13 protein-coding genes and 1 pseudogene are annotated in these 11,656 nt (G+C 41.8%); 8 read left to right on the forward strand and 6 right to left on the reverse strand.

Features of this window, described 5'->3' with window-relative positions; genetic code table 11:
- Window positions 1-203: 203 nt before the first annotated feature.
- A complete protein-coding gene (gene xseA / locus AACX38_RS08350; protein ID WP_228863975.1) occupies window positions 204-1,565 on the reverse strand; it encodes an exodeoxyribonuclease VII large subunit in 1,362 nt (453 codons plus the stop codon).
- Window positions 1,566-1,739: 174 nt separating this feature from the next.
- Here xseA and guaB point away from each other — a divergent pair, with 174 nt between their 5' ends.
- The 3 genes from guaB (at window position 1,740) to AACX38_RS08365 (ending at window position 5,912) form a co-directional block, all read left to right on the forward strand.
- Window positions 1,740-3,206, forward strand: coding sequence for an IMP dehydrogenase (gene guaB / locus AACX38_RS08355; RefSeq protein WP_228863976.1), 1,467 nt, complete (start codon window positions 1,740-1,742; stop codon window positions 3,204-3,206).
- An 82-nt stretch (window positions 3,207-3,288) separates the two neighbouring features.
- Entirely contained in the window at window positions 3,289-4,866 is a 1,578-nt protein-coding gene (gene guaA, locus AACX38_RS08360) for a glutamine-hydrolyzing GMP synthase (RefSeq protein ID WP_228863977.1), read from the forward strand.
- Between the two features lie 224 nt (window positions 4,867-5,090).
- Entirely contained in the window at window positions 5,091-5,912 is an 822-nt protein-coding gene (locus AACX38_RS08365; RefSeq protein WP_228863978.1) for a tyrosine-type recombinase/integrase, read from the forward strand.
- A gap of 182 nt (window positions 5,913-6,094) precedes the next feature.
- On the opposite strand, the gene AACX38_RS08370 is transcribed toward AACX38_RS08365, so the two are convergent.
- Together AACX38_RS08370 and AACX38_RS08375 are read right to left on the reverse strand one after the other, a co-directional pair.
- The gene (locus tag AACX38_RS08370) at window positions 6,095-6,490 is read right to left on the reverse strand and encodes a hypothetical protein (protein WP_228863979.1); all 396 of its coding nucleotides are present in this window, start codon (window positions 6,488-6,490) and stop codon (window positions 6,095-6,097) included.
- Window positions 6,490-6,705 (reverse strand): hypothetical protein, encoded by a 216-nt coding sequence (locus tag AACX38_RS08375; protein WP_228863980.1) that lies wholly within the window; start codon window positions 6,703-6,705, stop codon window positions 6,490-6,492. The genes AACX38_RS08370 and AACX38_RS08375 overlap by 1 nt, the downstream gene beginning before the upstream one ends.
- Window positions 6,706-7,418: 713 nt before the next feature.
- Between AACX38_RS08375 and AACX38_RS08380 the strand changes: the two genes are divergently transcribed.
- Complete coding sequence (locus tag AACX38_RS08380) at window positions 7,419-7,589, forward strand: YdiH family protein (RefSeq protein ID WP_228863981.1); 171 nt, start codon at window positions 7,419-7,421, stop codon at window positions 7,587-7,589.
- On the opposite strand, the gene AACX38_RS08385 is transcribed toward AACX38_RS08380, so the two are convergent.
- Together AACX38_RS08385 and AACX38_RS08390 are read right to left on the reverse strand one after the other, a co-directional pair.
- Window positions 7,564-7,926, reverse strand: coding sequence for a hypothetical protein (locus AACX38_RS08385; protein WP_228863982.1), 363 nt, complete (start codon window positions 7,924-7,926; stop codon window positions 7,564-7,566). The two genes, AACX38_RS08380 and AACX38_RS08385, sit on opposite strands and share 26 nt — an antisense overlap.
- Window positions 7,927-7,951: 25 nt before the next feature.
- Window positions 7,952-8,179: a hypothetical protein gene (locus AACX38_RS08390; protein WP_228863983.1), complete on the reverse strand. Its 228-nt coding sequence runs from the start codon at window positions 8,177-8,179 to the stop codon at window positions 7,952-7,954.
- 238 nt (window positions 8,180-8,417) lie between these two features.
- On the opposite strand from AACX38_RS08390, the gene AACX38_RS08395 reads away from it, so the two are divergent.
- The 4 genes and pseudogenes from AACX38_RS08395 to AACX38_RS08410 all read left to right on the forward strand — a co-directional run bounded on the left by AACX38_RS08395 (window position 8,418) and on the right by AACX38_RS08410 (window position 11,242).
- Window positions 8,418-9,038 (forward strand): recombination protein NinG, encoded by a 621-nt coding sequence (locus tag AACX38_RS08395; RefSeq protein WP_228863984.1) that lies wholly within the window; start codon window positions 8,418-8,420, stop codon window positions 9,036-9,038.
- A gap of 187 nt (window positions 9,039-9,225) precedes the next feature.
- Window positions 9,226-9,840, forward strand: a complete 615-nt coding sequence (locus AACX38_RS08400) for a hypothetical protein (protein ID WP_228863985.1) — start codon at window positions 9,226-9,228, stop codon at window positions 9,838-9,840.
- A gap of 581 nt (window positions 9,841-10,421) precedes the next feature.
- Window positions 10,422-10,847: pseudogene (locus tag AACX38_RS08405) on the forward strand (DUF7823 domain-containing protein); the annotation flags it as partial.
- Between the two features lie 59 nt (window positions 10,848-10,906).
- Complete coding sequence (locus AACX38_RS08410) at window positions 10,907-11,242, forward strand: hypothetical protein (protein WP_228863987.1); 336 nt, start codon at window positions 10,907-10,909, stop codon at window positions 11,240-11,242.
- Here AACX38_RS08410 and AACX38_RS20750 read toward each other — a convergent pair.
- Window positions 11,157-11,621, reverse strand: a complete 465-nt coding sequence (locus AACX38_RS20750; protein WP_370630626.1) for an ECs1072 family phage-associated protein — start codon at window positions 11,619-11,621, stop codon at window positions 11,157-11,159. The two genes, AACX38_RS08410 and AACX38_RS20750, sit on opposite strands and share 86 nt — an antisense overlap.
- Between the last annotated feature and the right edge of the window lie 35 nt (window positions 11,622-11,656).

The raw sequence follows: 11,656 nt of genomic DNA on the forward strand, positions 1-11,656 counted from the left end.
TTATATAACTTTGCACACATAATAAAGTATTTAAAAATAAAATAATTATCACTATAATTTATAGTAATAATATAAATAATCTTATTCTGTAATTAATTGTAGGGTATATATGCTATTCATCAAGTAATAAAATTAGGAAAAACACAATAAGAGGATTACTTTTAATATAACCCCCTTATTAATTTAAAATTTATAATGTGAATTTATTTTTTTCTCGTACTAACTTTCTGTACTTGAGTCACCTGGCTCTCAACCCAGCCATCCTGTACTCGTGTTTTCAGTGGATGACCCACTTTTACCTGTCTAACCTGCTTTAGCAACTTTCCATCCGACGTTTCGCTGATGCTATAACCGCGACTCAAGGTTGCCAGCGGGCTGACAGCTTCCATACGCGAACAGGAAACAGCGAATTTCTCTTTATAGCGGGATAATTGCCGCTCAATTGCCTGTTTTAAACGAAAATCAATTTGTTGAATATGCTGGCTATAATGTCTTATCTCCCGCTCAGGAGTATGCTGTAACAGGCGCTGAATTAATTTTTCACTGGTAGCAGAATTCTGTTTTAAATGACGTAGTAAAGCGTCAATTAATTTCTGACGTAATTCAGATAAACGATTGTGTTGACGGGCCAGCCGCAAATCAGGGCTTTGTTGCTGGAGGCGGTGGTGTAATCCATTAAAAACACGTTGCTTCTGGGCAAAGAAGTAATCCATTGCCATTTCGAGGCGCTGTTGCAGGGATTGAACTTGTCTCAGCAGCTCAAGTTGATTGCGACTCACCAACTCAGCCGCAGCGGAAGGCGTGGGTGCACGTAAATCAGCGACGAAATCTGCAATGGTGACATCAGTTTCATGCCCAACGGCACTGACGACAGGAATTTGGCTGTGGAATATTGCCCGTGCTACCTGTTCATCATTAAAACACCATAAATCTTCCAGTGAGCCACCACCGCGCCCGAGAATGAGAACATCACATTCCTGCCGGATATTAGCTAATTCAATCGCCCGAATAATTTGTAGCGGTGCTTCTGTTCCCTGAACCGCGGTAGGGTAAACAATTACGGGTAGAGAAGGGTCACGACGTTTCAGAATATTCAGAATATCGTGTAACGCAGCACCACTGGCTGAAGTAATCACACCAAGCCGTTTTGCAGGCGAGGGAAGCGATTTTTTATAAATCTGCTCAAATAACCCTTCAGCGGTGAGTTTTTGTTTTAAAACTTCAAATTGTTGTTGCAGCTGCCCATCACCGGCAGGCTGGATACTTTCCACAATCAACTGATAATCACCCCGTGGCTCATACAGAGTGATCTGTGCTCTTACTAACACCTGCTGACCGTTTTGTGGCCGGAAGGTCGCCCGCAAATTGTAACTACGAAACATTGCAGCCCGGATTTGTGCCCGCTCATCTTTCAGCGTGAAATACCAATGGCCGGACGAAGGCTGGGAAAAGTTAGAAATTTCAGCACTGAGCCAAATTTTACCCATTTCCAGTTCTAATAGCTGACGAACCGTCTGATTCAGACGACTAACAGAAAAAATTCCAGTGTTGGTTGGCAGTGACATGTGAGCTAGATCAAATTTTAAAACAAGGACTTAATTGACTGATAATAACTGCTCGCCACCACTAATCAAGAAATTTTTTCAGAAAATGCTGGAGGCAACCGATTACGGCCTGTATAATGCCGCGGCAATATTTTATCCCTTATTGATGCCCCATAGCTTGGTGAGATATTGCTCATGTTACGAATTAAAAAAGAAGCATTAACTTTTGACGACGTTTTGTTGGTTCCTGCCCATTCTACAGTTCTGCCTAACACGGCAGATTTGTCCACACAATTAACATCTACTATTCGCCTGAACGTGCCTATGCTCTCAGCAGCAATGGATACCGTGACGGAATCTTCTCTGGCTATCGCGCTGGCACAGGAAGGGGGAATTGGTTTTATTCACAAAAACATGCCTATTGAACGTCAGGCTGAAGAAGTCAGCCGCGTGAAAAAACATGAAAGTGGTGTTGTCACCGATCCCGTCACTGTAACGCCACAAACGACACTGCGTGAAGTCAATGAATTAGCTGCGCGTAATGGCTTCGCTGGTTATCCTGTCGTAACAGAATCTAACGAGCTGGTTGGTATCATCACTGGCCGTGATGTGCGTTTTGTTACAGATTTGGAATTGCCAGTTACCGCAGTCATGACGCCAAAAGAGCGTCTGGTGACGGTAAAAGAAGGCGAAGCCCGCGATGTCGTATTGCAGAAAATGCACGAAAAACGCGTTGAGAAAGCACTGGTTGTAGATGATAACTTCCATTTGCTTGGCATGATCACCGTGAAAGATTTTCAGAAAGCAGAACGTAAACCAAACGCTTGTAAAGATGAGCAGGGTCGTCTGCGTGTAGGTGCTGCTGTTGGTGCCGGTGCTGGTAATGAAGAGCGTGTTGATGCGCTGGTAGCGGCTGGTGTGGACGTGTTGCTGATTGACTCATCCCACGGTCATTCTGAAGGTGTTTTGCAGCGTATCCGCGAAACCCGCGCTAAATACTCCGATCTGCAAATCATTGGTGGTAACGTAGCAACCGGTGAAGGCGCTAAAGCGCTGGTAGAAGCAGGTGTGAATGCTGTTAAAGTCGGTATCGGCCCTGGTTCTATCTGTACTACCCGTATCGTGACCGGTGTTGGTGTACCACAAATTACCGCGATTGCTGACGCAGTAGAAGCACTGGAAGGAACAGGGATACCGGTTATTGCTGACGGTGGTATCCGCTTCTCCGGTGACATCGCTAAAGCGATTGCCGCAGGTGCTGCATGTGTGATGGTGGGTTCAATGCTGGCAGGTACAGAAGAATCTCCGGGTGAAATCGAACTCTATCAGGGCCGCTCATTCAAATCCTATCGTGGAATGGGTTCTCTGGGCGCAATGTCCAAAGGTTCTTCTGACCGCTACTTCCAGACTGATAATGCGGCAGATAAATTAGTACCAGAAGGCATCGAAGGCCGTGTTGCTTATAAAGGATTGCTGAAAAATATCGTTCACCAACAAATGGGTGGGCTACGCTCCTGTATGGGGCTGACAGGCTGCGCTACGATTGATGAACTGAGAACTAAAGCAGAATTCGTTCGCATCAGTGGCGCTGGTATTCAGGAAAGCCACGTTCATGACGTGACTATCACGAAAGAATCACCAAATTACCGTTTAGGTCTGTAATTTACTTACACAGTGGCTCGCAATAGCGGGTCACTGATTTTTTTACTTTTTAATTGCCACTTGTTTTGGGAATTCACCTCTAATGACAACTAATATCCATCAGCATCGCATTCTGATCCTTGATTTTGGCTCGCAATATACACAACTTATTGCCCGCCGTATCCGAGAAATCGGTGTTTATTGTGAACTTTGGACATGGAATGTCACTGAAGAACAAATCCGCACATTTAACCCTAGCGGTATCATTCTTTCTGGTGGCCCGGAAAGCACAACTGAGAACAACAGTCCACGTGCGCCAGAATATGTGTTCAACGCGGGTGTGCCGGTATTGGGTGTCTGCTATGGCATGCAAACCATGTCTATGCAATTGGGTGGAGAAGTTTCTACTTCTAATGAGCGTGAGTTTGGCTATGCTCAGGTTGAGCTGAAAAGTGATAGCGAACTGTTCCGCGGTATTCAGGATGCACTGAATGAATCAGGTACACCGGTACTGGATGTGTGGATGAGTCATGGCGATAAAGTTACTGCCATTCCGGAAGGCTTCACTACCGTAGCCAGCACTGACAGTTGCCCATTTGCCATTATGGCGAATGAAGAAAAACGTTTTTATGGTGTACAGTTCCACCCGGAAGTGACTCACACTCATCAGGGTCTGAACATCCTGAAACGCTTTGTGCTGGATATTTGTCAGTGTGAAGCCCTGTGGACACCTGCATCTATCATTGATGATATCGTAGAGCGTCTGCGTGCGCAGATCGGTGATGATAAAGTTATCCTTGCTCTGTCTGGTGGTGTCGATTCCTCAGTAACAGCACTGCTACTGAACCGCGCAATTGGCAAACGTCTGACCTGCGTATTTGTAGACAACGGCCTGCTTCGTCTGAATGAAGCGGATCAAGTGATGGAGATGTTCGAGGGTAAATTCGACCTGAACATCATCCATGTTAAAGCTGAAGATCGCTTCCTTTCCGCATTGGCGGGAATTAATGATCCTGAGGCTAAACGTAAAACCATCGGTCACGTATTTATTGATGTGTTTGACGAAGAAGCTTCAAAACAAACTCAGGTTAAATGGCTGGCACAGGGCACGATTTACCCGGATGTTATCGAATCAGCAGCATCAGCAACAGGTAACGCGCATGTAATCAAATCTCACCACAACGTGGGTGGTTTGCCTGAAGATATGGCTCTGGGTCTAGTTGAGCCTCTGAAAGAGCTGTTCAAAGACGAAGTTCGCCGCATAGGTCTGGAACTGGGTCTGCCATATGACATGCTGTACCGCCACCCATTCCCGGGCCCGGGTCTTGGTGTACGTGTACTGGGTGAAGTGAAGAAAGAGTACTGTGACTTGCTGCGTCGTGCTGATGCCATCTTCATTGAAGAACTGCATAAAGCTGATCTGTATAACAAAGTTAGTCAGGCATTTACCGTATTCCTGCCAGTTCGTTCTGTTGGCGTAATGGGTGATGGACGTAAATATGACTGGGTTGTCTCCCTGCGTGCAGTAGAAACCATCGATTTTATGACTGCGCACTGGGCACACCTGCCATATGATTTCCTTGGCCGTGTATCAAACCGTATCATCAATGAAGTCAGCGGGATATCGCGCGTCGTTTATGACATCAGCGGTAAACCACCAGCAACAATTGAGTGGGAGTAATATAAAGCCTTCCCAAGCCTCACCAAATCATCATGATTTTTGAATTAAGACCCTTATTTCAGGGTCTTTTCATCTCCAAACCTCACCAAGCCTCACCGTATCAGCATGCGATTATTGACGGTATTTTTGACGGTATCGTAATATACTTTATCTCTGATGAATCAAAATACCGTCAGGTTTTTTTGTGAAATTGACGGTATCAGAACGATAAAAAGGATGCCGCTATGTTGACAGACACCAAGTTAAAAAACCTCAAACCTACCGATAAATTATACAAAATTTCTGACCGTGACGGACTCTATGTGGCCGTTACAAAAGCAGGTGCAGTCTCGTTTCGTTACGATTACCGAATTAACAGACGACGTGAAACGGTTACGCTTGGAAGATATGGCGCTGACGGTATTACGTTAGCAGAAGCTCGGAAAAGGTTAGTTGAAGCCAAAAAAATGATTTCCGATGGCTTATCTCCATCCACAATAAAGAAAAACGAAAAAAAATTATCCAATAAATCAAACACATTTTCTGCGTATGCTGAACTCTATTTTAAGAATATTAAGCTTGCTGATAGCACTAGAAAGATGAAAGTATCGGTATTAGAAAGAGAAATAATAACGGTATTGGGACGGTATTTGATGACAGAAATAAATACCTTCATGGTCAGGGACTTATGTGAGAAGATTAAATCTAGAGGAGCCAGAGCAACCGCACTGCAAGCAAGGGAAATAATACAGTCGGTTTATAATTTTGCTATCTCTCGTGGAGAAACATTTCAAAACCCCGCTGCAAATATTCGAGCCTCATCTATTGCGATTTTTGAGGAACGGACTAGAACATTATCCCAGAAAGAGACTGGGATTTTCTTGAATGCGCTGGATGAAATAGGAGCAATACCAACTGTAAAAGCAGCTTTGTGTTTGGTCTTTCTAACTTTAGTCAGGAAAAGTGAGTTAATTAGTAGAGCTGAATGGAACGAAATTGATTTTTCTGGTGGTATACCCGCTCATCTTTCAGTACATATTGAAAATTTATTGACGGCAACATATTGACCTCCGTTAAGCTGGAATAAGCACAACAATTGAAATAAGAAATAAGGCGAGATGGCGCTTCCATGCGCGCCGATTTCTGACTGCTTGTGGTTTTTTGGGTATGACCGCACACCCATCAAACAGGGGATTACGCATATAAAAAGCCCTCGTTAGTGAAAACGATACGTTATTTTTGGGGTGGATTATTTAGAGGTTAGGGAAATAATCGCTTTTGCGTGAAGTTCGGCGGATTCGCGGTCGAGGTGTATTAAGCCTGATTTTAATACCATCATGTCCCGATCATCTCCATCCCATCTATATTCCCTAGCCCCTTGAATCAAATCTATTCTAACCAAGAAATATGGTTGACCAATTTCAGGCTCGCATCTTAAAGGCTCAGAAACTTCATATTCCCCGATTTTGATAGTGCGGGGTTTTAAACGATACTCAAATAAGTGACTAAATGAGAGTACGATTGTACAAGGCTCCCATTCGCCATTAACTTCATACTTAACCTCAAAATACTCCCACGGCCTATCGGTAAGATGAGACAACCTTGCGTACTCAGATATTAAATCAGCGTGAATGTGTTTAGGCATTATCTATCCTCCAAAGACATAGCACCTTCATCTGAGTAATCAGTGCAATAAACAGCTTTCCCTGTGTATTTGTAACCGTCTTCATCTTCAATTTGTAAATTACTACATATGGTATATTCTTCATTCAATCTATTTTCTTCAACTTTCTCATAAGAAATACCTGCCATATCACAGATATATTGTATTTGTTTAATTGTTAGCGTAATTCTGCTCATTACATCTTCCTATATTCAGGTAATAAAAATCCCCGCATTTGCGAGGCTGGCATTAGATAAGACTATTACTTAAACATCAAATACTCTATATATTGAAGGGAATATTAATGCTGCCGTAGGGGTCAGAAATACTAACGCCATTAGCGTACATATAATTTTAATTATTAGTTTCTTGGATGTGCATGCTATATATATAGATATCGCTCCGATAGGGGCATTTATCCACCAAAATATAAAAAACATAATCATGAACCATTCAAAGCTATACATTTCTTTTACTAACACACATACTCCCTCATGAATCCATTGTCGAATCCATGAATATATCAGAGTCACTCACCACAGCCCACTCGGAAATGAGCTGGAGTTAGTTAAATGCAATCATAGCTGTTACGTATATATAAAGGTATATCATTAAGCCATGAACGATAATGCCTGCGATACATCAAGCAAATTTCAATAGTACGTCTACGTAAAACAGAGTTATTTCGACAATCATTTAACTCACTACGATAATAATCGTATTTTTCTTTATCATCTTTCGCGCATAACATCGAAAATTCAATTTGAGATTTAGTCATATAAAACCCTCACTATTAGTTATTATTGCACCTGCATATTTAACCACCTCAGGCGGCAGTGGTTCCTCGCATTCCACAACGCAAAGAAAGTGGTTATAATTCAACCTCCACAACGTTAAGAAGGTTTGAATTATGGATTCTGATGAATTAGCTTCAAAACTTGCTATTGAGTTTTTAAGAAGAGAAAAAACTCAAATGAACGAAAGTGAATTTTTAGATCGGTATATTGAGTTAAGGGCATTTTTCAAAAAAAGTTTACGAGAAAGAAGGCCTAAACTTAAATCTGTTTTTGATGTGATGTAATATCAACGACAGATTTGAATCCTGCAATAATCCCTTTAACAGCGGCGGTTGTCGCCGCTTTTATAGATTCTTCATTCATCCCTTCTTTTGCGCAGTATTCTGCAACATTTTGCAAGGGCTGTTTAATTAAATCATGTAGTACATCCATCGCATCTTGATCTACTTCTTTGCCAAAGACGATGTATTTTCTTTCTGGCATTTGCTGGCGCTCAATTTTCCCAAGTAGCAAACTTTCTGGTTTGAGAAATTCTACTTCCTGCACTTTTTTATTTAAGGCATCAATCAGATTTTGCATCACTTTTGCTACTTCAACTTCTAATTCTTCCATATTAACCATAGTCATAATCACCTTTGTTTATTGTTTAACATCTAGCTGTAACATTCCCCGACTCCAATCGACGGCGGGATTTGGTTTTGGTTGAATAAAGTGCTACTTCACTCATGCAGCAAGATCCGTTGCTGTTGTCGTTCTTAATCTCTTCCTTCAACTCAATCATCAATTGTGCCAGTACATCAATTTCATCTACTGGCTTAATGATTGAATCCAAAATTTCCTCGGTCGTTCTGGGTGCTGTCACCCTTGCTTCCATGCGGTTTCCTATATCACCACAGATTAGAGAATGGATGGATAAATATGGCGTGCCGTGGGAAACATTGTATTGCCAAATCTGCCGGAATTGGTTTTCTGATTTAGATAGTGCATTTCCATACCATTTGGAGGGGTGCAGGTGCATATGCGATGAGGATTAAATCAAATGAAATACCTCCCATTCACACTCTTTTGGATAACAGTCACACTGATTATGGGACTGGCTTTAGGGGGATAAGGTGGTAAAGGCGAAAACGCCGAAGCCCAAGACTTGTAAGATTTGCCAATCAGAATTCACACCTAGAAGTACCACTCACACCGTCTGTTCTCTCGAATGCACCATCGAATTATCAAATAGAAACATCCAACGCAAGGAGGACAGAGCACTCCGGCGTCAGCGTTCTATTGAGCGTCAGGAACTGAAAGTCAGACGGGAAAAGCTAAAGTCTAAATCTGACTGGACTAAGGAAGCGCAAGCCGCAGTTAATAAATACATATTTTGGCGTGATTATGGTCAGCCATGTATTGCCTGTGGCAGGGCACTGAATTACGGCGTGAGAGGAGGGGCAGTTGATGCAAGCCATTACAGGTCAAGAGGATCGGCCTCACATCTAAGGTTTAATCTATTCAATATTCATGCTGGTTGTGTCCAATGCAACCGCGATCTATCAGGGAATTTAATCCCGTACCGCATAAATCTGATTGAGAAAATTGGTGAAGAACGAGTCACTCAATTGGAGCACGACAACCAACCACGCAAATTCAATATCGAGTACCTGAAACGGGTGAAAAAGCTCTTCGTCCGTCGTGCCCGGTATTACGAAAAGCGGCAGAAACAGAAACAAATGGAGGCAGCATAGTGTTTACCGAACTAGAGCCTGCAATCGAAGAGGCCAGATATCTGAAAAGAAAAAAGGGTCATCACCGCTGCATTCTCCAACTGGAGGGCGGGAGGATGGTTGTTAGGGTGCATAGAAAATCAATGGCGGGGATTTTGATGTATACAACGCGTCTCGATAAAGAGCATACAGTATTGCCGGAGGTAAGATGAGGGGTAAGGACTCATTCCCATTGTTGGCTTATGTAGCTAACAAGAAAGACCTACGCAGAGTATGGGGTAAAGGTCGAAAAACCATCACTCCAAGTCAACGTGTTTGGGTCAGATATTTAATGATGATTTGGGGGCGAAAATATGGAGGGAATGAATATTACGGCGGGGCGTGTAGTGTCATTGGCAGATTAATGATCCGCACTGAATGGAGTGATACCGAAGGTGAAAGAATAATTAAGGTAGTAAAAGACTTGAACAAGTCAGGCTATCAAGGTGAAGAGCTATTCCAAAAAGCCCATGAAATATTAAACCCTAAACAATCATTAAGTGACATCATCGCTCTCGCCAAAGAATCAGATGATGCTGCTTTCATTGAGCAAGTCTTGAATAAGACATTTAAGCGGGATAACCCTATCCGGGATATTGCTATTAAGCGATATTGTGAACAAAAATACCCGCAAAAGATTGCCCGTGAATTATCAAGACTAACCGGTTGTAGAGTGGATTGGGCTAGAAAGCGCTCTGAGTGGTCAGAAGAGTTACTGGAAGAGGAAATGTACTATGCAATTAAGAGGGAAATTAGAAAAGAAAACTGCGATAAGCATCACTAAATACAATTATTTTCTAAAATAACTTGATTTTGAGAAATTTAGGTGTATATTTCATGTTATGCTCGGGCAGTAAAACCGAAAGCAGACTAAAGCCTCACTAATCATGTGGGGCTTTTTCATATCTACCAATAGTCAATTTTGAGTTACAGCCCAACTACCGAGGATTTTCAGGTAGTTCGAAATCCTGCGCGTTCGGAATGTTCAGAGGAATATCCTTGTTCTCCCTTTTAGGGACTTGAAGACCTGTTTAAGATGCGTCCACTCAGGCTACCGTCTGGATGACGGTATTGTTGAAAGTCCATGCTCCCCGTTCTCAGACAATAGTTACTATCTGAATAATGGCTGGGATGGCATGCATCAGCACCAAACTTCAAATATACACCTCACTGAATCACGCACTCGACTAACAGACAAACTTTATCATGCGCCACCCTATTTTAAGGCGTATTGATTCTGTCACAGGCTATTCAATTGAGATAACAACCTGACCTCAGTAATATTAACTGGCTAGTTAGCAGTAGGATTAAATGACCTTTAACAAATAATAAAGTGAGGTGTTTATGTCTGACGTTAATAAGCCAGTGTGTCCAGAAGGTGCTATATTGTCTTTTGATCTTAAGGTAGGTACTAGCCAATATAATGGGGGCGGGGGTCAAGATTGGGGATATTTGACCAAAGGTGGGGATTTGGGGCCGGGTGAGTCTACTTTTGGTATTCTGACTAATCTTCAAAGTAATATGGATATTGAAAATGTCATAGGATTCTATTTGACGGAATTCCCCATCGGCACTTTTCAGTATATACAATTGAAAGTTGTCATCAAAAACCTGTTAGATTTACTGAGTAAAGATCTTGAAGTAACTGTGAATGGTTCAACTTATAATCTGGGTATCGCTGGCGATTCTACAGTTGATTTCGGCTATGCTTCTGATGGCGCAAAACAACTCGGTGACTTACTGAAACAAAACGTAGGTAAAACACTGTCTTTCTGCTTCAATGGGAAATAAATCCACACACTGAATTCAAGGCTGCTTAATGCGGCCTTTTTTTCGTCTAGAGGAATCACATGAAAGAGACCGGTATAATCAAAAAAAATGATATAGCACTTGATGGCAATGAAGAGTTATTGCCATATTGGATTTCAGTTCGATCAAGAGAGCTGGAAAACAACCAACCCCATATTGTCCGGGATGGATTAAGTGATGAGGATTTGTATTATTGGCTGAGATATCAAGCGGAAATGTTAAAAGCGTACATTGATGCTAAAAATCGAAAAGCCGCAGAGTTAGCGCGGCTTCGGGAGATTGAAAAAATCATTAAGAAATATCAACCTCTAGTGGAGCAAGAAAAATTTTGTTTTCCTCATGTTCCCATTCTTCAGGAAGAAAGTTATCAAAAGTAATAGATACATCCGGCATCATATGTATTTCAGTATAGCGTTTGGCTTCGGGAGATAGATGTTTAATCTTTATTTCGTCTTGTAAAGTCAATATCTTATCCTCAATAGACATTGATTTAATTAAACCTATGTTATTCCCTGTTTTGATAAAAATTTTGTGATTCAGCGCTTTTTCACCATTAAGTGGATCAAAAATAGTCGCGTATTTTTCTCTGTGTTGCCTAAGTATATCTTCCAAAATGAATATTTGAAGGGTGCGTAAAAACACCTTGGACTGTTCGGTAGATTGACTAAATGACGTTATAAGTGGATTAACTTTAATGTTTCTAACAGAAAAGATACGACGGTTAATAGTATTCCACAGGTCGGAATAATTACTCATAGATATCCCTTATTTGTACAGTTATTTTTGGCGAT

The organism is Xenorhabdus sp. PB30.3, from assembly GCF_963895965.1.
Classification (GTDB): Bacteria; Pseudomonadota; Gammaproteobacteria; order Enterobacterales; family Enterobacteriaceae; genus Xenorhabdus; species Xenorhabdus stockiae.